The organism is Opitutia bacterium (genome assembly GCA_016217545.1).
GTDB lineage: Bacteria > Verrucomicrobiota > Verrucomicrobiia > Opitutales > Opitutaceae > Didemnitutus.
The window spans coordinates 88,092-113,636 of record JACRHT010000017.1 but is presented as its reverse complement, the minus strand read 5'-3'; the positions used below and the strand labels follow the sequence as shown (position 1 = coordinate 113,636).

The following is a 25,545-nucleotide window of genomic DNA, read 5'->3' as shown; positions in this document are numbered from 1 at the left end:
GCCGCCGCGCCCGGCATTTACGCCGTCTTAGCGCCGCGACGAGCTTCGGTAGTCAGCGAGATAATTGTCGAGGTCCGCCTGGGCTTTGCGGCGTTCGAGTTCGTAGGCGGTCGGCTGCTGCGTCACGGCGGGTGCGCGGGCAAACCACTCGCGTGAGGCGCGGGCGACGGCGGCTTCGCGGCTCATGCCGGTGGCCGTGAGATCCTTGACGCGCTCGTCGACGTAGGCGCTGCGCGCCGTAAGATCGGTGAAGCTCCCGGGTGCGTCGCGGAAACGGGGCTTCGCTTGACTCGATTTCTGGGAGGCGCAACCGGCGGCGACGATCATCAGCGCGGCGGCGAGCAGGGCGAACACGCGACGGGCTTGCATGCCGGCATGCTTCACCGAAGGCGCCCGCGCGTCAACGCCGCGTCCGCTTCACCCCCACGCGCGCGCACGATCGCAATCTCAGCGCGCCGCGCCGAACGATGCCGCCCCCGCCGCCTCACGTCCCGCGATCTCGGCGGCGACGCGCAGCAACGCGCCGTGCGCGCGGACCGCCATGCGCACGCGGCTGCGTTCGTCGGCCGACATTTCCGGAATCCGTGCCGGCGGCGCCGGGCGGAACTCCGGGAGAAAATAGCGCTCGTAGATCGCCCGCTGACGGGAAACGCCGCTGATGTTGCCGATGGCTGTGACCATTTGCGGGCCACGGAAAACCCACGCGCGCCCGCACTGGCAAGCGGCATCGCCCCTCGAGGCGGTCACACTTTCGTGACAACGACGCGGGCGCTTTGCCTTCCGCGGGTTTCTTGCGCGCGGGCTTGCGCCGGGCGCCGTCGTTGCGGGAAGCTGCGGCGTGACTCCGACCGAACAACTTTGCCTCGCCTGCGGGCTGTGCTGCGATGGCACGCTCTTCGACGGCGTGCAACTCGAGCGCGGAGACAGCGCCAGGAAACTGAACGCGCTGGGTTTGCCGGTCACGACCTACCGCGGGCGCATACCGATCTCCCGTTTCTCGCAACCCTGCGCGGCCTTGTGCGAGGATCGCAGTTGCCGGCTCTACGCGAATCGCCCCGGGCAGTGCCGCAGCTTCGAGTGCAAGCTCTTCAAGCAAACCCGCGCGGGCGAAGTCGAACTTGGGACCGCGTTGCGCCTCGTCGCCAAGACCCGCCGGCTCGCCGATCGCGCGCGACGCCTGCTGCAGCGGCTGGGCGACACGGAGCAACACCGCTCGCTCGGCGAACGCTTCCATCGCATGGATGACCGCTTGCGCGCCGATCCGTCCGACGCCGAGGCCCTCGCGCGGTTCGCCGACCTGAGCCTCACGATTCATCGCCTCAAACTTCTCGCGCACGAGCGCTTCTACACCCGCCCGGAGAAGACGAGTCTGACCGAGTGAGCGCCGCGCGGCGGACGCGGGAGCGCGGGTTGATCGCGCCACGTAAACGAGGTCGCGGCGAATTGTCCGCCGCGCGCAACTTCCACTCCGGTTGCGTGTGCTTTCGCTGGATTTCCGGAACTTCATTCCGGAAGACCGGACACAGATTCAGTAACTTCGTCCCCAGCGCCCCGTGATTCGTCCCCTGATCCGTCTTTTCTCCGCCGGCAGCCTGGCGGTGTTTGTCTTCGCCGCCGCCCCGCCGCCAAGCTCGACCGCGGTCGATGCCGCCACGGCCGAGGATTTTGGCCGGAACGTGCAACTCGCGCCGTTCGTCGTGCGCGGCGAGAAAATCGCCATCTCGATCCACGCGCGCACGAAGTCCGACCGGCGCTACGCCACGGAGTTTGCCGAGGAGGTCGTCAAGGTCGCGTTCGAGACGATGGACAACAAGTCCACCGGCGCCGGCCTGGTCATCGTGGGCCGCGAAGGTGAGCCGCATCCCGTCGTGATGATGCGGAAATTCCTCGCGATGGCCGATGCCGGCCAGCTCCAGCCCGGCGTGGCCGAGCTGGCGCGCGGACTCGACGCGAAGCTCACGACGTGGAAGTCGACGCTGAACCTCGACGAGAAGAGCCGCGACGCGGAACGCGAAGGCCCGAACATCACGTTCGACCAGATTGTCCCGGCGCTCCCGGTGCCGCTGGAGGGCGTCGCCGCCAAGCTCTACCAGCTGGCCTGGGACGAGAAGTTCGACGAGGCGCGGCTCGCCGCGCGGATGAGCACGCTCACCATCGCCGATCTCGAGAGCAGCCTTTTCGCGAAATACGACTGGGTGTTCTACCTGCCGCCGCGCAACGCCTTCGATCCTGTCATCGATCAGATCGTGACGGAGGTCATGAAGCACGAAAAGATGGGTCTGCTCAAACGCGCGGCCATCCGCAGCGCGATGGTTGTGTTCAAGCCCGCCATCCGGAAGTCGGTCGAGGGTTTCCGCAAAGGCATGCTCTACATGACGGTGCTCCAGGCCCGCAGCGGCTGGAGCAAGGACGACATCAAGGCGCTCACGGGCGCCTACGTGCAGGTGCTGATGCCGGATTTCAAATTCAACGACGGCGCGGAGCAGACGCACGAGCGCATCATGGCCGCGATCGAGAAGCAGAAAACGAAGAACGCCGAATACGCGAAGGATCCCTTCGTGGTCCCGGCCCGGTTGGCGACGTTCGATGCGGCGGCCTACGCGCGCTTCGTCGGCGACTACGGGAAGTTGGAGAAGGAGCGGAAGGAAAAACAGGCGAAGCCGAGTCGCGCGCTGCTCTACGAAAACGAGGCCTGGCTGTGGCAATACCGCGCGGGCAAAGCGACACGGTTGTATCCCGCCGGCGAGCGACTCTTCGTCTCCACAGACGGAAAACTGACGGTGGAGTTCAAGCTCGACGAGCACGGCGTCGTCACCGCCGCCGAGGAGCGCCGCGTGCGCTACCGCCAGACGTTTCCGCACCCGGCCGTCGAAGCGAAGAAGAAGTGACCGTGACAAGCGAGCGGCGGGGTGGGGCGGAGCGCCCGCGCGCCCGCTGCGAGCGTGGCTGCCGCCGGCCCCGGCGGTTAAGTTCGCTTATTCGCGCGCGGTGCGTCCCAATGCGTGCCGTCTCCATGAAAATCAAATCGGCCACCTTCGAACTCAGCGCACCGAACCTCCCCGCCTGTCCGCGCCTGCCGCTGCCGGAGTTCGCCTTCATCGGCCGCTCCAATGTCGGCAAATCCTCGCTCATCAACCTGCTCGCCGAGAAGCGCGACCTTGCGAAGGTGTCCGACCTGCCGGGCAAGACGCGCCTGATGAATTTCTTTACCTTCAACGCCAGCTGGCGCCTCGTCGATTTGCCCGGCTACGGCTACGCGCACGTTTCGAAGCAGGAGCGCGCCGCCTTCAACGAAGCGGTCGCGGAGTTCCTCACGCGCCGCGAAAGCCTCCGCCACACCTACGTGCTGATCGACTCGCGCCTGCCGCCGCAGGGCATCGACATCGATTTCCTCGGGTGGCTGGGCGACGAGCGCGTGCCTTTCTCGCTCATCTTCACGAAGGCGGACAAGCAGTCGAAATCCGCCACGCAAGGCGCGATCGAGCGCTTCCGCCAAACCGTGTTGCGCGACCAGCCCGCCGAGCCGGCGATCTTCATCACTTCCTCGAAAACGAAGGACGGCCGCGGCGACTTGCTCGCGCACATCGCCGCGCAGCTGGAATAAAGCGGACGCGCCCTCGGAATGCGCCGAGGCGCGGATCGGTGTTTCGCGTGGCGCCGTGGGCGAGGGCATCCGCTTTTCGTTCCGCGATGCCATTTGACAGGGGCGGGGCTTGAGCTGCCGTCGCGGAGCGGCACAGTGCGCGCATGCGCTTCCCCTGCCGCCGGATTTTCTCCCTTGGGTTGATCTTGCTCGGCGGCGCCGTCGGGCGCGGCGCCGCGATCGCTCCGGCCGGGCCGGGACCTTTCCCGGTCGCCACCACGCAACTCGAAGTTCGCCCGCAGGCCGACGCGAAGGCCATGTTCGCCTTCCTCAACGGCGCGCGCAGCGGCAAAGGCACGTCGTATCTGACCGACATCCTCGTCCATCCCGACGCCGTCCCGACCGTGCAGATCGACGTGCCCGCCGACGCGAAGAGCTACGGTGCCTTCGCCGGGACGCGCGTGCCGCTCGTATTGCTCGTTGTCTATCCCACCACGCGCGACAATCCGCGGCCCGACTACGTCTTCCCCTACACCGAGACTGGCGACCGCACCTTCACGCACATGCAGCGGCCGGGCGAGAAACCCCTGCTGGCCGATCCCGCCGCGAAATACCCGCTCATCGTTCTCACCGGCGGCTACAACACGCACGGGCTCTGGCATCTCTTCCACCTCAAGCAACTGGCCGCGCACGGCTACATCGTCGTCGACCTCTTTCACGGCGACGGACGCAGCGATCAGTTCGCCGCCAATCTCGCGCTCCGCGGCCGCGCCGTGCGCGCGGCGCTCGACCATCTGTTGCGCGATCCTGACTTCGGTCCCGCGATCGATTCCACTCGCATCGGGGCCACCGGCGAGAGCGCCGGCGGACACACCATCCTCGCCGCGCTCGGCGGCATCGACCCCGCCGGTCGCGTGCCCGGCCTCGCCGATCCGCGCGTGAAGGCCGCGGTGGGCGTGGTGCCCTTCATGGGCGGCAGCTTCGGTTTCTGGCCCTTCAAGTTCGACGCTTGGTTCTTCGGCGAGGATCACTCCGGCCTGCGCGGCGTGCGCCGGCCATTCCTCGCGATCTACGGCGGCAAGGATTCTAACGTCCCGCCCGCTGGCGTCGAAGCCGGCGTCCGCGCGCTCGGCGGGCCGACGCTCGCCGTCCGTCTCGACGACGAGGCGCACCTCCTGACGGACACCGCACAACGCGACGTCCGCACGTGGGAGCTGCTTTTCTTCGACGCCTGGCTGCGCGATGACGCGGACGCCCGCCGCCAGCTCGAGCAAGCCGAGTCCGTCACCGGCGGCGTCGCCGACCGCGTCACCTACCGGAGCGCGGCGTCGCGGTAGCGCGCGCCGCGCGCGATCGCTCCAGCACGCGCAGCGCGAGCGCGCCGACCAGCACGGCGAGCATCACGGCGTAGATCGGCCCGCCGGAGAGGCGCTTGGCGCCGCTCAGGACGAACACCACCCACAACCAATAGGCGCCGACGGTATGCAGCCGCCGCCACCGCTCCGCACCGAGCCAGCGCTGGGCCGCGTCGTTTGACGTGGCGGCGAGCAGGGCGATGAAGAGGTATCCGCTGCCGCCCGCGATCAGCATCTGCGGCGCGAAGACCTCGCGGCCGAGTTCGGGCGACAACGTGCCGAGCCGGATGAACAGCGCGGCGTGGATCAGGTGGGACGTCGCGAACGCCAGCCCGAGATGCCGGCGATGCCGGCGCAGGAACTCCGTGGCGGCGCACGGCCAGAGTCCGGCCAACGCGCGGGCTGCGAAGGTCAGGGCAAACAACCCGAGCGAGGTGCGGGCCGTCAGCCGCACGGCGCGGCGCACGGCCACCTCGCTCGTCGGGTCGGCGTGGAGCACCGTCGCGACGGCGGCGAGGATGGCGAGCGTGGCGAAAAGCCAGAGGAGAAGTCCGCGGGAGCGTGGGCGGGCGGTCATATGTAAGCGGCGATAACATTGGCGGAGGCGACGACGGCAAACGTTATTTGTCTTCGGCCGGGATTTTTCTTTCGCTGCGGGATGCCTCGAACCCGCCGCCCGCGGAAAACCTATCACCATGGAAGCCTGCGCCAGGCCTTGCTGGACGCCACGCTCGCGCTCGTGGTCGAGCAGGGCGTGAACGGCTGGTCGCTGCGCGATGTCGCGCGCCGCATCGGCGTGTCCTCGGCGGCGCCGTTCCGGCATTTCGAGAGCAAGGCGGCGCTGCTATCGGCCGTGGCGGAGCTGGGCATGCACGATTTCGTCGCGGCGGTGGCGCGTGAGGTCGAGGCGGCGGAGCCGGAGCGGCAGCTGCACGCGATGGGTGTCGGTTACCTGCGCTGGGCGATCGGCAATCCCGCGCAGTTCATCGTCGTTTCGGATCGCTCGCTCTTCAACCTGGCCCAGGCGCCGGCGTTGCTGGCCCAGAGCGAGTCGGTCATGGAGCAACTCGACCGCCGGCTGATCGCGCGCTACGGGAGCCGGCCGGATTTCATGCTCGCGCCGGGCCGGCTCGTGTTTCGCGCGCAGGTCTACGGCCTCGCGCGCATGGCGGTGGATCGCCATTTGGAGGAGTGGTCGGTCTCGCCTCGCGAGACGCTCGACTACTGCCTGCGGATCCTAGACCAGTTCTTCGCGCTGCTGCCGGACGCGAAGCCGAAGCCGCGCCGCGCGAAGCGTTAGGTTGTGGCCCGCCGGCTGCGGCGCACGATCAGTTCGGCGACCGCGACGTTGATGCACCAGGCGAGCGTCATCAGCAAATCGCGCCGCAGGCCCAGCATGGGCCCGAAGGCGAGGGTGGGCGGCAATAGAATGAGCACCTGCGTGCCGGCGCCTTGACCGAGCGCGTAGGCCCGCACGGCCCAGTCGCGGTGCGCGGGCAGGTCGCGTTGCAGGACCGCGCGCCACGAGAGCCACAACGCCGCCGTCATGCCGACGCCGACCAGCAGGCGGACTGCGACAAGCAACGAGCCCTGCAGCGGCGCCGGAATGACGTAGAACGCCGTCATCCACAGCCCGGAGAGCGCCGCGAGGAATCCTGCGATCATCACCGGCCGCCCCCACGCGCGGTGCAGCGCGAGGTGTCGGTTCCGGAAGCTGGGATTGAACTGGAGCGCGCCCACGAGGCAGTAAACGATCGACGCCACGACGTGGATGACCACCGGCGTGGGCGACGCCAGGAATCGCGCGCTGTCGGGCGCGTCGCCGGTCGGCCGGGCAACACTCACGACGCGCGCGATGCCCGCCGCCACCGGAATGAGGCTCAACGCCCACAATCCCGCCGTCACGCCCCAACCGCTTCTATGGTTTCGCTGCATCGCGCGAATCTCCCGCGTGAGCCCGCCTCCGCAACGGCAACGAGGCAAGCCGTTCTTCTGCGGGCTTCAGCCGAGCAGCAGCCCCAGTTTCACGAGCTGCGCTTCGAGTTCGGCGATCGAGCTCCACGGCAGGATGGGGGAGTTCTTGCGCTCGTCGGGCGGATCGCGCTCGAGCGAATCCGACCACCCGCCGCAACCGGTGAGCGGGAGCAGGGGACGCTTGTGCAGCCAGGCGAGACAAACCTCGGACTTCGTGCCCGCGCGCCCACCGATGACGAGGCAGGCGTCGCCCGCGAGCGCCATGAGGAGATTGCGCGCGTCGCCCATGCCGCACGGGATGAGCACGGAGCACGGCCAGTCCTTCACGCCGATGTCGTCGTGGGGAACAATGGAGACCACGGTCCCGCCTGCTGCCAACGCCCGTTCCGCCGCGACCCGCGTCGCCGGCGCGCCGCAACCGCTGACGACTGTCACACCGCGCCGCGCGAGCATTTCGCCGGCCGCGCCGGCGAGTTCGTAGGCGGGCGAGCCGGGTTCGGCACTGCCGAGGATGCAGACTTGTGGGGCGCGCTTCGTGGGGTTCATGCGCCGCAGGCTGGAGCGGCGTGGTCCCGCGACAAGGGAATAGCCGCCCGCTGGGCCGAAGGGCGAAACGCGCGGGCCGGGAGGCGGACGACGCTCGCATCGTGGGTCTTGCCTCCCGATTTCCACTCGCGTTGCATCGCGTCATGACGACTTGGGTGCGGTGGTGGAGCGCGGTGATGGCGATGGCGGCGGTGTTGAGCGTCCCTGTGCGGGCGATCGAGTGGCCCGACGAAAGGCTCGCCGATCAATCTCCGGAAGCGAAACAGGTGATTGCGAAGCTCGAAGCCGGTGACGAAGCAGGTGCGATCAAGCTCGCCGGAAAACTGATCCGCAAGAAGCCCGACGTTGTGGACCTGCCGGTCTTGCTCGGCGCGATTCACGCCGGCAATGGCGCCTACGATGACGCGATCGAGGCGTGGAAGCATGCGGTGCGCGGCCGCGATACCGACGTGGTGCCGCTCGCCATGATGGCCCGCCTGCACGAAGAGCGCGCCAAGCTCGGGCCCGGCGGCGCGCACGTCGGGGGCGGCATCCGTTACAGCGCAAAGGATATGAAGGCCGATCGCGACACGTTCGTGCAGGCGCAGTATCGCGCCGGTGCCGAGTGCCTCGCGCAAATCGTCGCCCGGCAGCCGCGTGCGCTTCCTTATCAGGTGAAGCGACTCGAGTTCTTGGTCTCAGCAAAGGAATTCGCCGCTGCCCGCGCGGCGGGCGAGGAATACCTGAAGCTGAATCCGGAGAACGGTGATTTGTGGCGACTCCTCGCCGAGGCGGAGGTCGCGGCCGGAGATCAGGCCCGTGCGCGTGCGGCGGCGGAGCAGGCCGTGCACTGGCAGCCGAACAACGCGCCGGCGTGCCGCGTGATGGCGAACATCCTGCGAAGAGCGGGCGATGCCAACGCCGAGAGTTGGGCGCAGCGCGCGCGGTTTCACGCTTACGTCCCGGAGTTTCTCCACGGGTCCTTTTCTCCCGAGGCGGCGGCTTTCGTGGATGTGCTCAGTTTTCCCGCGAACGGCCTGCGCGCGGATGGTTCGCCGGACGAGCAAGTGCAGAAGAAATGGCAGGAGGCGGCGCGGCAGGTGATCCGGGAACTGGAGACGCGGAAAGACGAATCCAGTTCGCAACTGCTGGCCGCGGCGGCGTGGCGGCACGAGTGGCACGGCGAGGTCGAGAATGGGATTTTTGCAGAGCTGGAGCGGCGCCGGGCCGAGTCGCTGCTGATCGCCTTGTTTGATCACGCGGAATCGACGTGCACCGTTGGCGGCGCCGCGCCGGCACTGGCGCGAATGAAGAGCGACGCCGTGTTCGCCGCCATGATCGAGCGACTGCCGCAGGATCGCAGCATGTTTCCGATGGGTTTGCCGGAGTCGCTCGCGCTCTATCAGCGCCCGGAAGCGGTCAAGGCGCTCGATGCGGCGGTGCGCGTGGCGATCCAGGAACAGCGTCGCGCGGGCCAAGGCGTGGATGCTTTGATGGCGGGGATGGGCACGCGCCTTTTCGTCGAGCGCTGCCTGTGGTCGTTGGCGACGTTCAAGACACCCGAGGCGCGGCAGGCGCTCGAACAGGTCGCGGCGGATCGGGATTGGGCCATCGAGGCCGGCGCCGCCCTCTACGTGCAGAGCGGCGACGCGGCGATCTTGGAAAAGCTGCTGCAAAGGCTCAAACGCGAGCCCAAACAGGCCGAAGGCGTGGCCGAGCAACTCCGCGCGCACGGGCTCGAGTCTGCGGCCCAAGCCGTCGCGGTGTTGATTCCGAAAGCACAGAAAAGCGAGTAGGGCATTCGTCGCAATCGCGATGGCTCCGCTGGCGCAACCCGCACCCTTCATGTTCGAAATCCTCGTTCCCATTCCGTTTCTGGTCATCGGCATTGCCGCGACGTTCTTCCGAGAGCGCGCGGCGGAGTGGTTCTGCCGGGCGGGACGCGCGTCGTGGCGCGCGGGAACGTTCGGCCTCACCGACATGGCGCCGCTCTACCGCGAAGAAATGGCGAAGCAGGTTTTTCGCCTGCTGGGGCCGCTGTTCCTGTGCGCCGGTTTGTTCGTGGGATGGATGAGCGTGCAGTCGTTTTCCGGACCGAATTCGTGGGCCGCGATGCGGCAGGCCCGCGCCTATGTCGAAGCGCAGCACCATGCGTCCGGCGGCTGGAAATTTAGCGCGAGTTCGAAGCCCGACGACACGGTTGAAATCACTTACCGCTACGGGGAGAAGCGCGGCCGCTTGCTCGCGACCTGGAAGACCGACCACTACGAATTCACGGAGTTGCCGGAAGAGGACCGGCGGCGGTAGCGAACGGAAGCGCGCCGCGCCTCAGGCGATTGCCGTGCCACGCCGCGCATCGGGTGCTCTTCGGAAAGTTCGTGCAACCGGAGGCGGGCTGCGGTGTTTTTGCGGGCACATGACGCTCCAATTCCCTTTTCGGCGCGCGGCTCGGCGCGGTTTTTGTGTCCTCGTTGCGCTGCTGGGCGCTGGGCTCGCGTCCGCGGCGGGGGAGAAGAAGGTCGCGCCGCCGGAGGGTGTGCCGGCGAAGGATGAGTTTTCGCGGATGGTGCAGCTCGCGCCGTTCGTCGTGCGCGGGCAGCAGCTCGCGGTGTCGATTCACGCCCGCAATTCCCGGGACCGGCGCTACGCGCAGGAGTTCGCCGAGGAGGTGCTGCGGGTGATCCATGAAACCGGCGTGAGCGAACGGACGGGCCGCGGGCTCGTCATCATCGGCGCGAAGGGCGAACCGCACCCGATCCGCTGCTTCCGGCAATTCCTCGCTCTGGCCGAGGCCGGCAAGCTCGATCCCGCGGTCGCGGCGCGCGTGCCGGAGTTGCAGGAGTCGATCGAGCATTGGCAGCGCCGCTCGGAGAATCGCGGGAGCGGTTCGGCCGTGAAGATCGAGGCGAAGGGATCGAAGGGCGGGGCCGACGGCGAAGTGGATCTCGAATTCGAGAGGATCGTCAGCGCGCTGCCGCTCCCGTTGGAGGGACTCGCGGCGCAGCTCTATCAGCTGGCGTGGTTCGAGAAGTTCGACGCGGCGAAGGTGGAGGCGAAGCTGCGGGCGCTGCGCGCCGCCGATCTCGAGCGCGACCTGTTCACGCGCTACGACTGGGTTTTCTATCTGCCGCCGCGCAATGCGTTCGATCAGGTGCTCGACGAGATCATCGCCGAGGCGATGAAGGAAGAGGAGGCGGGGTTGCTCGCGCGGATGGCGGTGAAGAGCGTGATGCTCGTGGTGAAGCCGAAGATCCGGAAGGCGATCGAGGGCGTGCGCCACGGCCTGATGTTCGACTGCGTCGTGCGCGCCCGCGCCGGGCTCGACGACGACACCGTCTCCGCGCTCACCGGCGCCTACATCGAGCAATTCATCCCTGACGAAGAGAAGTTCGCGGGTTCGGACCACGAGCGCACCGTCCGCGCCGTGCGCACGGAGTGGGAGCGGTTGAAAACGAAAACGCCGCCCGCGGAGTCCGAGGCGGAGTCCGTCGGAGCGAAACCCGCCGAGCCGCCGCGCTGAAAGCGTGGGGAAGCCGGCCGCTGTAGGCTACTCGCAGACGTGACTCAAACGTCGCCGGTCGTCACGCCGCGCCGCGCGAGAATTTCGTCGGCTGCATCGGCGAATTCGTGGACGTGGGAGCTAGGTTCAGCGCTACCACGAATACAATCTGCGGCGGCGGCTACAGAATACGGAAGTCCGAATAGCCTTCGATTCGCCAATGCTTCCCCCGTTGTTTGGGCACTCCGCGTAGCTCAACAAATTTCCCGGCTCCATGTGCGTCGAAGGCGGTGCGATAGTCTGCATCTGAAACTTCAACCTGCATCTTGAGATCAGTGTAATCGCCACCGTGAACTTGCACGGTTATCTTCCTGTGCGCGATCAAACTCATTTGGAGTGGGGGAACATCGGACGAGAGTGCCACCACGCTTCCCGTAAAAACGGTAGGCGGAGGTTGGATCATTGCCTTCAGCGCTTCCGAAGTCTCCTTGATGAGCGAGACTTTGCGCGCAGTTAATTCGAATCGTAGAGGAGATTGTTGAAGTTCAGGCTTCTCAGGGAACATTGACGACCAGCCGAAGGAAATAATTAGAGGACCGTCGTCGCTCACAGCGGCTAAACGTAGGATTGCATCGCACACATTCGCGTTAAATGCCGTTTGGTAACTGTCCCGTAACGGAGCTAAATCCTGTGCAGCTTCGGACTCCTCAGTTTTTAAAAAACCGGTTGCGAGCCGTTCCAGGACACGTCTCTCCATTGGCTTAACAGAGGGTTGCCCGATGAGTATCTGCCCCTGCTCGACTACGGGACATTCGACTCTGAAACCAAAACTTCCCGCGAAAGTGTGTCCGAACAGAACTTCTTCAGTTATCGAGTTTGCCTTTGGATCAGGAAGAAATGGTTCGGGGTCTTCCTCTGCATTTGCAGTTTGTGTGAGAAGGTTTCTCAACTCGGAAACAATTTCATGCGCTCGTGCCAGTGTAATTTGGCTTCGGGGATAGATTCCGCAGAGTGTGTCGAAGTCGATTCCTGAAATCTTAGCGGCAATTTTGGGGACAGTAGTTTTTGCGAGAGCTGCAAGGATCTCCACTGCGGTGTGGATATCCTGTTCGTTTGCCTGCCCATCCGGAGCAATTCGAACGACCAATTTGATCGGTCCTTCAATCGGAGAGATGCGCTTTTCAAAAACCCTGAACGCTAGTTCTGAATCTGATGCCTGAAACGGCTCAGAGCCGAACGATAGACGCTTTTTTCCACTACGATCAGACCAGCCATCTTTCAGGAGAAAAGCGGTGAGCTTCGGCAATGATACGTGGGAGCCACTCATGAGAACTGCTCCTCCATCTCGTTAACCAAAAGCCGCAACGTATACGGATCGAAACGTTGAGATTTGGGGATGTGAACTGCCGTCGTGTTGTCGTTTTCTGTCGGTGCCCCGCTGATTCGTTGCCAATAGCAGCAGTGCCGAAGGATCATCTCTTCGTGTGATAGCTCTACCCAATCATGTGCGGAATCCGGTAGGCAGAGAAGGATGAGGTAGATTGGGATGCCTCCGAGCGCACTGCGCGTGATCAGTCTGTTGTATGCATCGACAGGCATATCGTAGACGATCTCGTCTGCATTCTGTGTCGTTCGCCAGTTTTTCGTAGCCTTCGCTTGATACTCGATGCCAAACCCCGTCTCAATGCGCTTGTTCTCGACGACAACGACCTTTTTGAAATTGCCATCTGTGCCGTAGTCTAGGTCTCCGCCGCGGATATTCGCGTTAAGTCCGGCTTTGGCTGCGACCGCTGTTAAGTAGGCCCGGGAGAGCAACTCCTCGGTGTGCTGAAGTGTGATCATTTGCTCGGCCCAAAAAATAGTTAGGCAGCTGGCTGATCGAAATCAAGCTTCGCTCAGTTCGCAGGCGTTGGACGCGCATTTCGTCCGTGACCGCCGATCAAAGCTCGCTTCGATAGTTTTACTTCACTCTATGACCGCCAAAGAAGCCCTCGCCCAACTCCAAGCCCTCGGTGACGAAAAGCTGCGCGCGCAGATGATCAAGCGCGGGGCGCCGGAAAATCAGTTCGGCGTCAAGCATGGCGATATCCGGGCGTTGGCGAAGAAGATCAAGTCGGACCACAAGCTCGGACTGGAGCTGTGGAAGACGGGTCACGTCGAGGCGCAGCATCTGGCGGTGCTGATCCTCGAGCCGAAGAAATTGTCGGCGAAGGAACTCGACGGCCTCGTCCGCACGACCAGCTGGTCGTGGGTGGCGGACTGGCTCTGCAATTACGTCATCGATCACCACCCGGCGAAGGAGTCGCTGCGCGAGGGTTGGATGAACGACAAAAATGTCTGGGCGGCGCGCGCGGGTTGGTATCTGACCGGCGAGCGCGCGGCCGACGACGCCGAGGGACTCGATTTGCCCGCGTTGCTCGACCGCATCGAGAAGCAGATGGCGAAGGCCGCGCCGGAGGTGCAGTGGACGATGAATTCCTGCCTGGCGAAGATCGGCATCAACCACCCGACGCTGCGCAAGCGCGCCGTGGCCATCGGCGAGAAGCTCGGTGTCTATCGCGATTATCCCGTTTCTAAAGGCTGCACCTCGCCCTTCGCGCCGATCTGGATCGAGGCGCTGGTGAAGCGGCAGAAGTGATCCGGCAGATATTTGCCCACGGAACACACGGAAGAAGGGCCCACGAAACACACGAATAGACACGAAAGCAGCGCCGCTTCAGGAGGTTTTGCCCGCGAATAGATTTCTGTGTGTTCCGTGTCTTCCGCGGGCAATTCTGGGGGGCTTTCTGGTCAGCTCGGTTTCGTGTGATTCGTGTGTTTAGTGGGCGTCTCTGGTTCCGGGGCTTTGTCACAGAGGAAAGCGAAGACGAACCGGAGGACACGGAGGCGATGCTCCGTGTTCTCGGATTGGACCTCTTTCGGGCTCCGTGTCGAAAGCTGCTACCGCCACGCGCGGCGGGCCGAAGAACGCGTTGGGGTCAACGCGTTCCACCTTAGTAGTCGAGATACGGCGCGAGCCATGGGCCTACGCCAAGGCTTCGGTCCACAGGTCTTCTCGGCTTAGTAATCCAAGTAAGGCGCGAGCCACTTCTCGGCTTCGGGGACGGCGATGCCTTTGCGGGTGGCGTAGTCAGCGACCTGGTCTTTGCCGAGTTTGCCGACGGCGAAGTATTTCGAGTCCGGGTGATTGAAATACAGGCCGCTGACGCTGCTGGCGGGATGCATCGCGCACGACTCGGTGAGCGTGATGCCGGTCTTCGCGGTGGCGTCGAGCAGGTCGAAGAGCGCGGGCTTCTCCGTGTGGTCGGGGCAGGCGGGATAACCGGGCGCGGGACGGATGCCGCGGTATTTTTCGCGGATGATATCCTTCAGCGCGTAGTTCTCGAGTTTGCCGTAGCCGGAGAAGTCGCGCGCTTGCTTGTGCATGTATTCCGCGAGCGCTTCGGCGAGACGGTCGCCGAGGGCCTGCGCCATGATCGCGCTGTAGTCGTCGTGCTTCGCGCGGAATTCCTGGGCGAACTCCTCCACGCCATGGCCGGCGGTGACGGCGAACGCGCCGAGGTAGTCGAGGCGGCCGCTGTCCTTCGGCGCGATGTAGTCGGCGAGGCTGTGGTTGTGCTGGCCTTCGGGCTTCTCGTTTTGCTGGCGGAGGAAGTGGAAGGTCTTGAGGACCTGCGAGCGCGACTCGTCGGCGTAGACCTCGACGCTGTCGCCGACGCTGTTGGCGGGGAAAAAGCCGAGGACGGCTTTGGCGGTGTAGCGTTGCTCGGCGAGGATGCGTTGGAGCATCGCCTGGCCGTCGCGGTAAACCTTGGAGGCTTCCTCGCCGACGACGGCGTCGGTGAGGATGTCCGGGAAGCGGCCGTGGAGTTCCCAGGCGGAGAAGAACGGGCCCCAATCGATGAGGCCGACTACGTCGGCCAGCTCCAAGCGGTAAGCTTTAAGCTCTACGCTCTCAGGATTCGGCGACTGGTTGGGCTTAGCGCTTACAGCTTTCTGCTTATCGCTCTCCACCGCATCGGTGGAGAAGGTGCGCGTGCCGAGGAATTCGGGGCGCGGGATGTCGACGATCGACCACTCGGTCGGCTGGGCGCGCTTGCGGGCCTCGGCGATCGGGAGGAGTTTGCGAGCGGTGCGGCGGTCGCCGAACTCGATACGCTGTTTCTCCTGCTTCTCCTGGATGTCGGCGACGAACGCGGCCTTGTTGTCGGTGCTGAGGAGTTGCGAGACGACGCCGATGACGCGCGAGGCGTCGAGCACGTGGACGACCGGCTCCTCGAAATGCGGGGCGATCTTCACCGCGGTGTGCGCGGCGGAAGTCGTCGCGCCGCCGATGAGCAGCGGGAGTTTGAAATCGAGGCGCTGCATCTCCTTCGCGACGTGCACCATCTCGTCGAGCGAGGGCGTGATGAGTCCGGAGAGTCCGATGATGTCGGCCTGCTTCTCCTTGGCGACGGCGAGGATCTTCTCGCACGGCACCATGACGCCGAGGTCGATCACCTCGTAATTGTTACAGGCGAGCACGACGCCGACGATGTTCTTGCCGATGTCGTGGACGTCGCCCTTGACGGTGGCCAAAACGATTCGCCCAGCCGAATCGTTTTTGCCACCGAGCTGAGAGCTGAGAGCTGAGAGCTGAGAGCCAGAGTCCGGACTCTGGACTCTAGACTCTAGACTCTCAGCTTCTGCTGCTCTCCGCGCGGCCTTCTCGGCTTCCATGAACGGTTGCAGATACGCGACCGCCTTCTTCATCACGCGGGCGGACTTCACGACCTGCGGGAGAAACATTTTTCCGGCGCCGAAGAGGTCGCCGACGACGCGCATACCGTCCATCAGCGGGCCTTCGATGATGAGGAGCGGCTTGCCGTATTTCTGGCGGGCTTCCTCGGTGTCCTGGTCGATCCACGCGTCGATGCCTTTCACGAGCGCGTGCGAGAGGCGCTCTTCGACGGTGCCTTTGCGCCAGGCCTCCTGAGCTGAGAGCTGAGAGCTGAGGGCTGAGGGCTTATCGGCGCCGGTCGCTTTGAGTTTTTCGCCAAAGTCGACGAGGCGCTCGGTGGCGTCGGGGCGGCGGTTGAGGAGGACGTCCTCGACGAGCTCGAGCAGGTCCTTGGGAATCTCCTCGTAGACCTCGAGCATCGCCGGGTTGACGATCGCCATGTCGAGGCCGGCGCGGATCGCGTGGTAGAGGAACGCGGCGTGCATGGCCTCGCGGACGACGTTGTTGCCGCGGAAGGCGAACGAGACGTTGGAGAGGCCGCCGCTGACCTTGGCGTGCGGGAGGTTCTGTTTGATCCAGCGCGTGGCCTCGATGAAATCGACGGCGTAGTTCGCGTGCTCCTCGATGCCGGTGCCGACGGTGAGGATGTTCGGATCGAAAATGATGTCCTCGGGCGCGAAGCCGGCGGAGCCGACGAGCAGGCGGTAGGCGCGTTCGCAGATGCGAATCTTGTCGCCGAGCGTGGAGGCCTGCCCCTGTTCGTCGAAGGCCATGACAACGACCGCGGCGCCGTAGCGGCGGATGACGCGCGCCTGCTCGAGGAACTTGGCCTCGCCCTCCTTGAGCGAGATCGAGTTCACGATGCCTTTTCCCTGCAGGCATTTCAGGCCGGCTTCGAGCACCTCCCATTTGGAGGAGTCGATCATGAACGGCACCTTCGCGACTTCGGGCTCGGAGGCGCAGAGTTGGAGGAAGCGCGTCATGGCGGCGGGACCGTCGATGAGGCCGTCGTCCATGCACACGTCGATGACGTTGGCGCCGTTCTCGACCTGCTGGCGGGCGACGCTGACGGCTTCCTCGTATTTGTTTTCCTTGATGAGCTTCGCGAACTTCGGGGACCCGGCGACGTTCGTGCGCTCGCCGATCATCGTGAACGTGCCTTCGCGATGCGTGAACGGCAGCGAGCCCGACAGGCCGAGCTTCGGTGCGAGGATCGTGAGCGAGCGCGCGGGCTTCGGGCGCAGCGCTTCGGCGATGGCGGCGATGTGCTCGGGCGTGTTGCCGCAGCAGCCTCCGGCGATGTTGAAGAGGCCGTGCGATGCGAAATCGCCCATGTAGCGCGCCATGTCGGCGGGCGTGAGGTCGAAGCCGGTCGGCGAAAGCGGATTGGGCAGGCCGGCGTTCGGGTAGCAGGAGATGAACGCGTCGGACTTCTGGCCGAGTTCCTCGAGGAAAGGGCGCATCAGGTCGGGACCGATGGAGCAGTTGAGGCCGACTGCGAGCGGACGGGTGTGGCGCACGGCGTTCCAGAACGCCTCGACGGTTTGCGCGGAGATCATCGTCTCGCCGCCGCGGCCCACGGCGGCTGAGATCATCAGCGGCAGGCGCACGCCGTCGGCGGCGAAGACTTCGTCGATCGCGACGAGGGCGGCCTTGGCATTGAGCGAGTCGAAGATGGTTTCGACGAGGAGGAGATCGACGCCGCCCTTGATCAGCGCGCGGATCTGGCGCGTGTAGTCGGTTTTGACTTGGTCGAACGTGATGACGCGGAAGCCCGCGTCGTCGGCATCGGGAGAGTTCGAGAGAGAGACGGTCAGCGGTCCGATCGCGCCGGCGACGTAGCGGCGGCGCCCGGTGGCGTTGGCGACGCGGTCGGCCCAGCGGCGGCATTGTTGCGCGGACTGGAAGTTGATGTCGTGCGCCAGCTCGGCGAGAAACGGGTTCTTGATGATCTCCTCGTAGAACGCCGGGTCCTTGCGGCCGCCGCGCTCGCGCGGGTCCTCGATGAAGAACTCGCTCTGGCCGATGGAGGTCGCGGAAAAGGTGTTGGTCTCGATGATCTCCGCTCCGGCTTCGAGGAAGCGCCGGTGGATGTCCTCGATCGTGGGCGCGAGGGTGAGGGAGTAAATGTCGCCGTTGTTCTTGAGATCCTTCGGGGCGTTGCGGAAGCGCTCGCCGCGCACCTGCTCCTCGGTGTGGCCGTAGCCGCGGATGGTGGTGCCCATGGCGCCGTCGATGATGACGACGCGCTCCGCGAGGGTGCGGCGGAGGGCGATTTCGGCGGCGGAGAGAGTGCGGTCGGTCGGCATGCGGTCAGTTCGTATCGATGCATCAAGATTCGATGATGCGAGAAAGGCAACAGTGGCGTTTGACCGCTCGGGCGGAGCGCGAAGTTTTATGACAATCCAGGAATCCGGCCAGTGAAGACAGGGCGGCGAGCCGCTCGCCGGCGCGATCAGTTTAAGTTGCGGCGCAGAGCGGAGTCCGCGCCCTGCCTTCGCCAAGGCTGCGCATCGTGTCACCACAATCCGCGCGCAGCGATTGCGCTTGCGGCGTGGCGAGCGAATTGGGTTCGTTGCGGCTCCTGAGTTCTTTCATCCTCAACTTGGCAGACGCAGGGAAGGCCGTGCAAACCGGCCACAGTTGCGCTGCGGTAACGCATGACTCGCGCTCGCCGGTGGCAGGCACCGGAAACCAATTTTCGCTTCGGCGAAAGTGAAGGGGAGCGCGGGGTGCGCCTCGCGCGAAGTAACAAGTCGCAAGTGCGCAAGTAGCAGGAGCCCGCTCCTGTTACTTGGCCCTTGGTCCTTGGACCTTCGCGCGGACGGCGCGGATTGCGGAGTCCGAACATCTGGCTGCCGAGGCTCACCTTCCGTCGATGCGCGTCACCGCGCGCGGCGGAAACTTCATCGCATTACGCCCCGGGGATTTCTTCGGGGCCAGTGAAGGGTGGGAGTGGAAACCTGTTTGAGGCGCCGTCGCAGCAAAGCCGGCACCCGGGCGTGGATCTGCTCTTGCCGCTGGAAAAGCAGATCATGTCCAACTCGTTTGCGACGTCGCTTCGACGCTCGCTCCTCCTCGCCGCCGGCTTCGCGCCGGGGCTCCTCGCGCTCGCGCAAGACGCGGCGCCCACCAAAGTCGACGACTACGTCGTCACCGCCACGCGCACGCCCGTCGCGGCCAATACGCTCGGCAGCGCGGTCGACTCGATCAGCGCCGCCGAACTCGCGCGGCAACAACTCACCGGCTTGCGCTCCGCGCTGGCCGGCGTGCCCGGAGCGCCGGCGTTCGCGTCCGGTGGCGCGGGCGGCTCCACGTCGCTCTTCCTCCGCGGCGCGAACAGCAACCAGACGCTGTTCCTCGTCGACGGGATCCGGTTCAACGACCCGAACACCGACTACGCGGTCGCGCTCGGCGGCGCGTGCGTCAGCGCGTGCGACTCGCTCGAGATCGCGCACGGGCCGCAGAGCACGCTCTACGGCGGCGAAGCGGTCGGCGGCGTCGTGTCGCTGCGCGCGCAGCGCGGCGCCGGGGCGCTCAGCGGCAGTGTGGCGGCGGAGGCCGGCTCTTTCGGCACGATCCAAGGGGCCGTGAAGGCGCAGCGCGGCGACGCGAAGAACGCGTTCTCGTTCTCCGCGCTCGGCGGCCACACCGACAACGATCGCGCGAACAACGATTTCGATTCCGCGACCTACGTGCTCCGCGTCGATCATCGCGCGAGCGACGCCGTCGCGCTCGGGGCGACGTGGCGCGGCTTCCACGGCGTCTACGGCTCGCCCGGCACGCGCTTCACGAACGATCCCGACAATCAGGACCGTGAGAGCAACCAGCTCGCGACCGTGTTCGCGGACTTCACGCCTTCGCCGACGTTGACCAGCCGCGCCGTGCTCGGCGGGCAGGATCGGCGTTTCGTCTCGGAAAACCCGCGCGCGGGCGGAGCGACGCAGATCACCGTCGTGAAAAACCGCCGCGCCGTGCTCGACTGGCAGGCGAGCTACGCGGGCGTCGAGAAGCAGCGCATCACCGGCGGCGTGACCACGGAGGTCAACCACACGGTCAACACGGGCTTTGGCGCCATCAACAAACACCAGCAACTCTTCGCGGTGTTCGTGCAGGACGAAATCAATCCGGCCGAGAACGTCTACCTCACCGCCGGACTGCGCAGCGACGACTTCGACACCTTCGGCCGTGCGACCACCGGTCGTGCGACGGCGGCATGGCTCGTGGCGCAGCAACGGGTGAAGCTCCGCGCGAGCTACGGCACGGGTTTCCGCGCGCCGTCGTTTCTCGATCTCTACGGGCAAAGCGCGTTCTACGTCGGCAACCCGAACCTTGCGCCGGAAAAGGCGCGCGGCTGGGACGCTGGCGTCGATTTCTACCTCGCGCACAATCGCGGCACGCTCAGCGCGACGTGGTTCGATACGCGTCTGACGAACCTCATCACCTACGATTTCGTCGCTTTCCCGAGCACGGTGAAGAACGTCGAGCGAGCGCGCACACGCGGCGTGGAGTTGTCCGGCAAGTTCACGCTGCCGGGCGCGAGCGCGACCGAGGCGCGATTTGCCTACACCTATCTCGAGGCGGACAACCTCACGCAGCACACGCGCCTTCTGCGCCGCCCGCGCCACAGCGGCTCGGCGGATCTCTGGCACGATTTCGGTCGCGGCTTCAGCGCCGGCGCGGGCGTGGCGTTCGCCGCGCAGCGCGAAGACGTGCACGCCGCGACGTTCGCAAACATCGACGCGGAGGACTACGCGGTCGCGCGCGTCTACGCCGCCTGGCGCGCGACGGACACGCTGACGCTCAAGGTGCGCGTGGAGAACCTGCTCAACGAGACCTACGAGGAAGTGCACGGCTACCCGCAGCCGGGCGCCGGCGTCTTTGCCGGCGTGGAGTGGAGGTTCTGAGCCTCCGGGTATTCGTCGATGCATGCGAAGGCCGCCGTGAGGCGGCCTTTTTCCTACTGTTCGAGCAACGTCGGGGCGTCGCGCGCTTGCGCCGCGAATTGGGCGCGCAAGACTCGCGCCATGGCCACCCCGCCTGTTGTCGCCCCAACGTTGGTTGTCGCATTGCTGTTCGCCTCGGTCGCCACCACGACCTCGGCCGCGGATTATCCGATCCGCCCGGTGCCGTTCACGGACGTGCGCGTCACGGACGGCTTTTGGAAAACGAAACAGGAAACGAATCGCTCCGTCACGGTGCCCTTCGCGCTCGCGCAATGCGAGGAATCCGGTCGCCTGAAGAACTTCGATCTCGCGGCTGAAGTCATGCGCCGGCGCGCGGCGGGCGAGAAGGATTTCCAAATCAAGCCGCCGACGATCTATCCGTTCGACGACACCGACGTCTACAAGGCGATCGAGGGCGCGTCCTACGTGCTCAGCATGCGGCCGGACGCGGCGCTCGAGGCGACACTCGACGGCTGGATCGCGCGCTTGGCGGCGGCGCAGGAGCCCGATGGGTATCTCTACACGTTCCGCACGATGCATCCCGATTCGCCCGGGCACGAGTGGGTCGGCGCGAAACGTTGGGAAAAGGATCCGCAGCTCAGCCACGAACTCTACAACTGCGGTCACCTCTACGAGGCGGGCGTCGCGCATTTCCAGGCGACCGGCAAACGAGCGCTCCTCGACGTGTGCGTGAAAAACGCCGAGCTGCTCTGGCGCGACTTTGGCGATGGCCGGCTCCGCATCGCGCCCGGGCACGAGATCGTGGAGATGGGACTCGTGAAGCTCTACCGCGTCACCGGCGACGCGCGCTGGCTGAAGCTCGCGCAAATCTTCCTCGATGCGCGCGGGCCGGGCGGCTCGTCTTACGGGCAACAACACGCGCTCGTCGTCGACCAGACCGAGGCGGTCGGCCACGCGGTGAGGGCGAACTATCTCTATTCGGGAATGGCCGATGTCGCGGCGCTGACCGGCGATGAGCGTTACCAGCGTGCGATCGAGCGCATCTGGGAAAACATGGCGGCGCGGAAACTCTACCTGACGGGCGGCGTGGGTGCGCTCGCGCGCGGCGAGGCCTACGGCGCGGATTACGAGTTGCCGCACGACGGCTACAACGAGACCTGCGCCGCTGTCGCCCTGATGCAGTGGGCGCACCGGATGTTTCTGTTGAGCGGCGAAAGCCGTTTCATGGATGTGTTCGAGCGCACCGCGTTCAACGGCTTCCTCAGCGGCGTGTCGGCAAGCGGCGATCGGTTTTTCTACCCGAACCCGCTGGCCTACGACGGCGCGGCGAAGAACAACCACGGCCACGCCGGTCGCGCGCCGTGGTTCGGTTGCGCGTGCTGTCCGCCCAATCTGATGCGCACGCTCGCGTCGCTGACGGGCTGCTTCTACGCGGTGAAGGGCGAGGCGCTCTACGTGAACTTCTACGCGGCGAGCGCGGGCGAGATGAGCGTGGCCGGGCAGAAAGTGCGCGTGACGCAGACCACCGACTACCCGTGGAGTGGACGCGTGAAGTTGGCCCTCGCGCCGGAAAAGCCGACGACTTTCACGCTCAAGCTGCGCATTCCCGGCTGGGCGCAGGGCCGGCCGGTGCCGTCGGATCTTTACCGCTATGAAAAACCGAAGGCGGCGGACTGGGCGGTGCGTTTCGGCAACGAGCGCGCGGCGCTGGTCGAGTCGGACGGCTACGTCTGGCTCACGCGCGAGTGGCGCGCGGGCGACGAGGTTGAGGTCGATTTTGCGATGCCTCCCCAGATCGTGCGCGGGCATCCGGCGATCGCCGCAACCGAAGGGCAGGCGGCGTTTGAACGCGGTCCGTTGGTCTATTGTTTTGAGCAGGCTGATCAGCCGATTCCGGCGAGCGTCGCCCGGACGCCTAGGATCGCGGCGGTCGCGGGCCCCGGATTGCTCGGCGGCGTGACGGCGCTCGACGTCGACGGCGCGATCGCCGTGCCGTATTTCGCGTGGGCCAATCGCGGCGTCGCACCGATGGCGGTGTGGCGGCCGGTGAAGTGAGTTGGCTGAACGGGTCCGCAGACTCCGCGCTTGCCGCGACTCTCTTTCGGGGGAAACTGCGCGCACCCCGTTTGTCCATGATGCACCACGTCGTTCGTTGCCTTCTTGCTTCCGGTTCCGTCGCGGTCGCCGCTTTCGCGGCCGAGGACAGTTTCCGCCACGGCCAGCCCGCGCAATCGCAGCGCTCCGCGGCCGACTACGTGCCTGATCTGAATGCGTTCGCGAAACCGCAATCGAGCGAGCTGCGCGAGTTGGTCGAGCGCTTCATGGAAGATCGGCACGGCCTCGAGGTGATGCACCCGGTGCCGAACTCGCCCGTGCAACTGCGACGGCTCGGGGAATTTTATCGCGCCTGGCAGGCGAAGCTCGAGGCGATGGACTACGAGCAGCTCGGCGTGGAGGGTCGCATCGACTGGCAGCTGATGCGCGCGGAGCTGAAATACCAGCTCGCGCTCCTCGACCGGCAGCAGAAGCGCATGGCCGAGATCGTGCCGTTGTTGCCGTTCTTCGAGCAGCTCGCCGCGCTGCAGGAAAAGCGCCGCGAATACGCGCGCCCGGATGGAAAAACGGTCGCCGGCGTGCTGGCGGACGCCCGCGTGCAGCTCGATGCCGTCCGCAAGGCGCTCGAGTCCGGCCTGAGCGACAAACCCGCCGAGAACGCGATCAAGCCGAGCAAGATCGTGGCGCTCCGCGCGATCAACCAGCTCGACGCCACCGGCAAGCAGCTCGCGGATTGGTTCAAACACTACGACACCTACGACCCGGAGTTCGGCTGGTGGACGCGTGAGCCTTACAAGAAGCTCACGGGCGCGCTGGACGACTACGCGAAGTTCCTCCGTGAAAAAGTCGTCGGGGCGAAGCCGGGCGAAGACGAGCCGATCGTCGGCGATCCGATCGGCGCCGATGGCCTCGCGGTCGATCTCGAGCACGAGATGATTCCCTACACGCCGCAGCAGCTGATCGCAGTCGCGGAAAAGGAATTCGCGTGGTGCGAAACCGAGTGGAAGAAGGTCGCGCAGGAACTCGGCTACGGCGACGACTGGAAGAAGGCGCTGGAAAAAATGAAGGAGGACTACGTCGCGCCGGGCGACCAGCCGCAGATGATCGCAGGCCTGGCTTACGAGGCGGTGGATTTCATCACGAAACGCGATCTCATCACGGTGCCGCCGCATATGATCGACGACTGGACGATGACGATGATGTCGCCCGATCGGCAGAAGGTGAACCCGTTCTTCCTCGGCGGCCCGCGCATCATCGTCTCGTTCCCGACGGACACGATGGATCACAAGGACAAGCTCGACAGCCTGCGCGCCAACAACGTCCACCTGTGCCGTGCGACCGTCTTCCACGAGCTGATTCCCGGCCACCACATGCAGTTCTGGTATATGGATCGCTACAATCCGCACCGCCGCGCGTTCGACACGCCGTTCTGGGTCGAGGGTTGGGCGCTCTGGTGGGAATTTCACCTCTGGGATCTCGGCTTCCAACAGAAGCCGCTCAACCGCGCCGGCGCGCTTTTCTGGCGCACGCATCGCTGCGCGCGCATCATCTTCTCGCTGAATTTCCACCTCGGCAAATGGACGCCGCAACAGTGCATCGACTTCCTCGTCGATCGCGTCGGCCACGACCGCCACACCGCCACCGGTGAGGTGCGCCGCTCGTTCAACGGCGACTATTCGCCGCTCTACCAAGTCGGCTACATGATGGGGGCGATCCAGATCCGGGCGCTTTACGCCGAGTTGGTGAAGAGCGGCAAGATGACCGAGAAGGATTTCCACGACGCGTTCATGAAGGGTGGCGAAATGCCGATCGAGATGGCGCGCGCGCGGCTCAGCGGCACAAAGCTGCCGCGCGACTGGAAGTCATCCTGGAAATTCGTCGGGGAGAATCCGTGAAGAAGCCTCGCGCACCGAAGAAACCTTCGACGGAAATCTCCGCGCCCGCCGGCAAGGCGCTGCGCTGGGCCGTGGCGGTGACGTGCGTCGCGGCGATCGCGCTGCTGATGCGGCTCGCGCGCGACATCCTCGCGCAGATCGAGGCGCTCGGTGGCACGGGCGGAGCGGGCGCGATGCGGTTGCTCACCGGTCTCTTCGTCGTGATGTGCCTCGCGGGCTTCGTCGCCGCCGGCCTGTGGAAAGTCGGGCGGAGTTTGCTCGACCGAAACGGAAAGAGCTAACCGCGCGCTCCGTGCAGCGCGTCGAGACGCGCGAGCATTTCGTCGTCGCTCAGGTCGCCGGGCCAGCCGTAGGCGGAGGCGAGGGCCGACTCGATGGCATCGCTGTCTTCGCTACGCGACGCTCGGGCGAGGGCGAAACGGTTTTCCTCCTGCGTGCGCGAGAGGGAGTTCAGCGGCGTTGCGGGCGGCCACGGGAAAGGGAAGGAGCGCAGCGCGGCGAGCAAGTCACCGCGTCGTTCGCTCCAGAGTGCGAAAGGACGGGACGCCAGCACGGCGGCGCTGAAATCGTCGTCGCGCGCCCACACGACGAGCGAGTCGTCGGGCAGCACGTCGCCTTCGATCCAAGCGAACGCCGGGTCCGGCTCGTCCGCCGGTGCGGCAAGAAAGCGCTCGAGTCGGGCGAGCGCGTTGCGCAGGTCGTCGTTTCGGCTGGGCGAGTGGAGCGGTGTGCCGGAGCGCGCGAGAACGGCGAACGGAGCGGCGTAGAGTTGCGCCTCGGCTTCGCTCATCGCGGCGGGAAAATCGACGACGGTGAGCCGGCGTTCCGCGCCGTCGGAGGCGACGCCGATGAACTCGCGCAGCACGTCGGCGTTGGGTTTGCCGGTGGCGTTGCGGGCGGCGCGGAGGCGCTTCAACCCGGCGGGCTGAACGACGCGGGCCGGATCGATGCGTTCGCCGCGGAAGGCGAACGGGAGATTCTCGGGCAGCGGCGCGGGTGCGGGCATGAGTTATCCGTTGCCGAAGGCGCGCG

General features: G+C 65.7%; 22 protein-coding genes and 1 riboswitch. Of the genes, 13 read left to right on the top strand and 9 right to left on the bottom strand.

The genetic code is table 11. The features are described from left to right. Positions 1 to 27 precede the first annotated feature (27 nt). Positions 28 to 369 (bottom strand): hypothetical protein, encoded by a 342-nt coding sequence (locus tag HZA32_16420; protein MBI5425665.1) that lies wholly within the window; start codon positions 367 to 369, stop codon positions 28 to 30. 78 nt (positions 370 to 447) lie between these two features. Continuing rightward, complete coding sequence (locus HZA32_16415) at positions 448 to 681, bottom strand: hypothetical protein (GenBank protein MBI5425664.1); 234 nt, start codon at positions 679 to 681, stop codon at positions 448 to 450. Between the two features lie 157 nt (positions 682 to 838). Here HZA32_16415 and HZA32_16410 point away from each other — a divergent pair, with 157 nt between their 5' ends. The 4 genes from HZA32_16410 to HZA32_16395 all read left to right on the top strand — a co-directional run bounded on the left by HZA32_16410 (position 839) and on the right by HZA32_16395 (position 4,920). Further along, entirely contained in the window at positions 839 to 1,381 is a 543-nt protein-coding gene (locus tag HZA32_16410) for a YkgJ family cysteine cluster protein (GenBank protein ID MBI5425663.1), read from the top strand. A 172-nt stretch (positions 1,382 to 1,553) separates the two neighbouring features. After that, positions 1,554 to 2,888, top strand: coding sequence for a hypothetical protein (locus tag HZA32_16405; protein ID MBI5425662.1), 1,335 nt, complete (start codon positions 1,554 to 1,556; stop codon positions 2,886 to 2,888). A 125-nt stretch (positions 2,889 to 3,013) separates the two neighbouring features. Beyond that, positions 3,014 to 3,604, top strand: coding sequence for a YihA family ribosome biogenesis GTP-binding protein (locus tag HZA32_16400; GenBank protein ID MBI5425661.1), 591 nt, complete (start codon positions 3,014 to 3,016; stop codon positions 3,602 to 3,604). Between the two features lie 143 nt (positions 3,605 to 3,747). Then, the gene (locus HZA32_16395) at positions 3,748 to 4,920 is read left to right on the top strand and encodes a hypothetical protein (GenBank protein ID MBI5425660.1); all 1,173 of its coding nucleotides are present in this window, start codon (positions 3,748 to 3,750) and stop codon (positions 4,918 to 4,920) included. On the opposite strand, the gene HZA32_16390 is transcribed toward HZA32_16395, so the two are convergent. Then, positions 4,892 to 5,515: a hypothetical protein gene (locus HZA32_16390; GenBank protein ID MBI5425659.1), complete on the bottom strand. Its 624-nt coding sequence runs from the start codon at positions 5,513 to 5,515 to the stop codon at positions 4,892 to 4,894. The genes HZA32_16395 and HZA32_16390 overlap by 29 nt on opposite strands. 81 nt (positions 5,516 to 5,596) lie before the next feature. On the opposite strand from HZA32_16390, the gene HZA32_16385 reads away from it, so the two are divergent. Next, a complete protein-coding gene (locus HZA32_16385) occupies positions 5,597 to 6,238 on the top strand; it encodes a TetR/AcrR family transcriptional regulator (GenBank protein ID MBI5425658.1) in 642 nt (213 codons plus the stop codon). Here the strand turns inward: HZA32_16385 and HZA32_16380 are convergent. Beyond that, positions 6,235 to 6,873, bottom strand: a complete 639-nt coding sequence (locus HZA32_16380; GenBank protein MBI5425657.1) for a DUF2306 domain-containing protein — start codon at positions 6,871 to 6,873, stop codon at positions 6,235 to 6,237. The genes HZA32_16385 and HZA32_16380 overlap by 4 nt on opposite strands. 66 nt (positions 6,874 to 6,939) lie before the next feature. Then, entirely contained in the window at positions 6,940 to 7,458 is a 519-nt protein-coding gene (locus HZA32_16375) for a Rossmann fold nucleotide-binding protein (GenBank protein MBI5425656.1), read from the bottom strand. Positions 7,459 to 7,559: 101 nt separating this feature from the next. Here HZA32_16375 and HZA32_16370 point away from each other — a divergent pair, with 101 nt between their 5' ends. The 3 genes from HZA32_16370 (at position 7,560) to HZA32_16360 (ending at position 10,957) form a co-directional block, all read left to right on the top strand. Beyond that, a complete protein-coding gene (locus HZA32_16370; protein ID MBI5425655.1) occupies positions 7,560 to 9,233 on the top strand; it encodes a hypothetical protein in 1,674 nt (557 codons plus the stop codon). Positions 9,234 to 9,282: 49 nt separating this feature from the next. After that, positions 9,283 to 9,744, top strand: coding sequence for a hypothetical protein (locus HZA32_16365; protein ID MBI5425654.1), 462 nt, complete (start codon positions 9,283 to 9,285; stop codon positions 9,742 to 9,744). A gap of 109 nt (positions 9,745 to 9,853) precedes the next feature. Further along, complete coding sequence (locus HZA32_16360; GenBank protein MBI5425653.1) at positions 9,854 to 10,957, top strand: hypothetical protein; 1,104 nt, start codon at positions 9,854 to 9,856, stop codon at positions 10,955 to 10,957. A gap of 160 nt (positions 10,958 to 11,117) precedes the next feature. On the opposite strand, the gene HZA32_16355 is transcribed toward HZA32_16360, so the two are convergent. Then, entirely contained in the window at positions 11,118 to 12,263 is a 1,146-nt protein-coding gene (locus HZA32_16355) for a hypothetical protein (protein MBI5425652.1), read from the bottom strand. After that, entirely contained in the window at positions 12,260 to 12,778 is a 519-nt protein-coding gene (locus tag HZA32_16350) for a DUF4365 domain-containing protein (protein MBI5425651.1), read from the bottom strand. The genes HZA32_16355 and HZA32_16350 overlap by 4 nt, the downstream gene beginning before the upstream one ends. A 130-nt stretch (positions 12,779 to 12,908) precedes the next feature. Between HZA32_16350 and HZA32_16345 the strand changes: the two genes are divergently transcribed. Beyond that, positions 12,909 to 13,574: a DNA alkylation repair protein gene (locus tag HZA32_16345; GenBank protein ID MBI5425650.1), complete on the top strand. Its 666-nt coding sequence runs from the start codon at positions 12,909 to 12,911 to the stop codon at positions 13,572 to 13,574. Between the two features lie 422 nt (positions 13,575 to 13,996). Here HZA32_16345 and metH read toward each other — a convergent pair whose 3' ends face one another. Then, entirely contained in the window at positions 13,997 to 17,965 is a 3,969-nt protein-coding gene (gene metH, locus HZA32_16340; GenBank protein ID MBI5425649.1) for a methionine synthase, read from the bottom strand. Positions 17,966 to 18,218: 253 nt separating this feature from the next. Next, positions 18,219 to 18,530: riboswitch (cobalamin riboswitch) on the top strand. A 161-nt stretch (positions 18,531 to 18,691) separates the two neighbouring features. Between metH and HZA32_16335 the strand changes: the two genes are divergently transcribed. The 4 genes from HZA32_16335 (at position 18,692) to HZA32_16320 (ending at position 24,794) form a co-directional block, all read left to right on the top strand. After that, entirely contained in the window at positions 18,692 to 20,563 is a 1,872-nt protein-coding gene (locus HZA32_16335; protein ID MBI5425648.1) for a TonB-dependent receptor, read from the top strand. 120 nt (positions 20,564 to 20,683) lie between these two features. Continuing rightward, on the top strand, positions 20,684 to 22,618 hold the full coding sequence (locus HZA32_16330) for a glycoside hydrolase family 127 protein (protein MBI5425647.1): 1,935 nt from the start codon (positions 20,684 to 20,686) through the stop codon (positions 22,616 to 22,618). Positions 22,619 to 22,695: 77 nt separating this feature from the next. Further along, on the top strand, positions 22,696 to 24,513 hold the full coding sequence (locus tag HZA32_16325; GenBank protein ID MBI5425646.1) for a DUF885 domain-containing protein: 1,818 nt from the start codon (positions 22,696 to 22,698) through the stop codon (positions 24,511 to 24,513). Continuing rightward, positions 24,510 to 24,794 carry a hypothetical protein gene (locus HZA32_16320; GenBank protein ID MBI5425645.1) on the top strand — a complete coding sequence of 95 codons (285 nt, stop codon included), beginning with the start codon at positions 24,510 to 24,512 and terminating at the stop codon, positions 24,792 to 24,794. Before HZA32_16325 ends, HZA32_16320 begins: the two co-directional genes overlap by 4 nt. On the opposite strand, the gene HZA32_16315 is transcribed toward HZA32_16320, so the two are convergent. Beyond that, the gene (locus HZA32_16315) at positions 24,791 to 25,519 is read right to left on the bottom strand and encodes a hypothetical protein (GenBank protein ID MBI5425644.1); all 729 of its coding nucleotides are present in this window, start codon (positions 25,517 to 25,519) and stop codon (positions 24,791 to 24,793) included. The genes HZA32_16320 and HZA32_16315 overlap by 4 nt on opposite strands. Positions 25,520 to 25,545: the final 26 nt, after the last annotated feature.

Bases quoted from the DNA above. Each gene is read 5' to 3' on its own strand.
- HZA32_16420 (MBI5425665.1), bottom strand. From the start codon at position 369: ATGCAAGCCCGTCGCGTGTTCGCCCTGCTCGCCGCCGCGCTGATGATC.
- HZA32_16415 (MBI5425664.1), bottom strand. From the start codon at position 681: ATGGTCACAGCCATCGGCAACATCAGCGGCGTTTCCCGTCAGCGGGCG.
- HZA32_16400 (MBI5425661.1), top strand. From the start codon at position 3,014: ATGAAAATCAAATCGGCCACCTTCGAACTCAGCGCACCGAACCTCCCC.
- HZA32_16395 (MBI5425660.1), top strand. From the start codon at position 3,748: ATGCGCTTCCCCTGCCGCCGGATTTTCTCCCTTGGGTTGATCTTGCTC.
- HZA32_16390 (MBI5425659.1), bottom strand. From the start codon at position 5,515: ATGACCGCCCGCCCACGCTCCCGCGGACTTCTCCTCTGGCTTTTCGCC.
- HZA32_16385 (MBI5425658.1), top strand. From the start codon at position 5,597: ATGCCTCGAACCCGCCGCCCGCGGAAAACCTATCACCATGGAAGCCTG.
- HZA32_16380 (MBI5425657.1), bottom strand. From the start codon at position 6,873: ATGCAGCGAAACCATAGAAGCGGTTGGGGCGTGACGGCGGGATTGTGG.
- HZA32_16375 (MBI5425656.1), bottom strand. From the start codon at position 7,458: ATGAACCCCACGAAGCGCGCCCCACAAGTCTGCATCCTCGGCAGTGCC.
- HZA32_16365 (MBI5425654.1), top strand. From the start codon at position 9,283: ATGTTCGAAATCCTCGTTCCCATTCCGTTTCTGGTCATCGGCATTGCC.
- HZA32_16360 (MBI5425653.1), top strand. From the start codon at position 9,854: ATGACGCTCCAATTCCCTTTTCGGCGCGCGGCTCGGCGCGGTTTTTGT.
- HZA32_16355 (MBI5425652.1), bottom strand. From the start codon at position 12,263: ATGAGTGGCTCCCACGTATCATTGCCGAAGCTCACCGCTTTTCTCCTG.
- HZA32_16350 (MBI5425651.1), bottom strand. From the start codon at position 12,778: ATGATCACACTTCAGCACACCGAGGAGTTGCTCTCCCGGGCCTACTTA.
- HZA32_16345 (MBI5425650.1), top strand. From the start codon at position 12,909: ATGACCGCCAAAGAAGCCCTCGCCCAACTCCAAGCCCTCGGTGACGAA.
- metH (MBI5425649.1), bottom strand. From the start codon at position 17,965: ATGCCGACCGACCGCACTCTCTCCGCCGCCGAAATCGCCCTCCGCCGC.
- HZA32_16335 (MBI5425648.1), top strand. From the start codon at position 18,692: ATGTCCAACTCGTTTGCGACGTCGCTTCGACGCTCGCTCCTCCTCGCC.
- HZA32_16330 (MBI5425647.1), top strand. From the start codon at position 20,684: ATGGCCACCCCGCCTGTTGTCGCCCCAACGTTGGTTGTCGCATTGCTG.
- HZA32_16325 (MBI5425646.1), top strand. From the start codon at position 22,696: ATGATGCACCACGTCGTTCGTTGCCTTCTTGCTTCCGGTTCCGTCGCG.
- HZA32_16315 (MBI5425644.1), bottom strand. From the start codon at position 25,519: ATGCCCGCACCCGCGCCGCTGCCCGAGAATCTCCCGTTCGCCTTCCGC.